Origin of the sequence: Kitasatospora sp. NPDC058478 (assembly GCF_042720345.1) — a bacterium.
In the GTDB taxonomy this organism is placed as follows: domain Bacteria; phylum Actinomycetota; class Actinomycetes; order Streptomycetales; family Streptomycetaceae; genus Kitasatospora.
In genome coordinates, this window is record NZ_JBHXML010000171.1 from 1 (window position 1) to 1,143 (window position 1,143).

General features: G+C 67.5%; 1 protein-coding gene. It reads left to right on the plus strand.

The genetic code is table 11. The annotated features are described in order from the left end of the window. Nucleotides 1–47: 47 nt before the first annotated feature. On the plus strand, nucleotides 48–1,139 hold the full coding sequence (locus ACFWPT_RS40930; protein ID WP_380426430.1) for an IS630 family transposase: 1,092 nt from the start codon (nucleotides 48–50) through the stop codon (nucleotides 1,137–1,139). The last annotated feature ends 4 nt before the right edge of the window (nucleotides 1,140–1,143 follow it).

The window sequence follows — 1,143 nt, forward strand, 5'->3', positions numbered from 1 at the left end:
CTAGTGTCCTGAGTCTGGAATTTCATTCATAAATATAGACTTGGCCTATGGCGCGGACGGGTCGACCAAAGGTCGAGTTGGTGTTGTCGGACGACGAGCGGGCCGCCCTGGAGGGGTGGGTGCGTCGCCGGTCGACGCCGCAGGCCTGGGCTTTGCGGTGCCGGATCATCCTGGAGTGCGCGAGCGGCGCGTCGAACAAGGACGTCGCGGAGCGGCTGGGATCGACCCCGCACGCGGTCGGCCGGTGGCGCGCCCGGTTCGTCGAGCACCGGATCGCCGGCCTGGGCGACATGCCCAGGTCGGGCGGCCCCCGCACGGTGACCGACGAGCAGGTGGCCGACCTGGTCGCCAAGACCCTGGAACGCACCCCGAAGGACGCCACGCACTGGTCGACCCGGTCGATGGCCAGGGAGACCGGCCTGTCGCAGTCCACCGTGTCACGGGTCTGGCGCGCGTTCGGACTGCAGCCGCACCGCGCCGAGACCTTCAAGCTGTCCACCGACCCGTACTTCGTGGACAAGGTCCACGACGTGGTCGGCCTCTACCTCGACCCGCCCGAGCGGGCCCTGGTGTTCTGCGTGGACGAGAAATCCCAGATCCAGGCGCTCGACCGGTCCCAGCCGGTGCTGCCGATGATGCCGGGCGTGCCGCAGCGGATGACCGCCGACTACGTCCGCCACGGCACCACCACGCTGTTCGCCGCACTCGAGGTCGCCACCGGCAAGGTCATCGGCTCGCTTCACCGCCGCCACCGGGCCGAGGAGTTCAAGAAGTTCCTGCTCCGGCTGGACAGGGAGGTCCCCGAGGGGCTGGACGTTCACCTGGTGCTGGACAACTACGCCACCCACAAGACCCCGGCGATCAAGACCTGGCTGGTGACGCATCCCCGGTTCCACCTGCACTTCACCCCGACCGGCTCGTCATGGCTGAACCTGGTCGAGCGCTGGTTCGCCGAGCTGACGAACAAGCAGATACGGCGAGGCGTCCACAAGTCCGTCCAGGCCCTCGAAGCCGACATCCGTGACTGGATCGCCACCTGGAACACCGACCCGAAGCCCTACGTCTGGACCAAGACCGCCGACGAGATCCTCGAACGCCTCGCCGGATATCTGAAGCGAATTCCAGACTCAGGACACTAGGGCG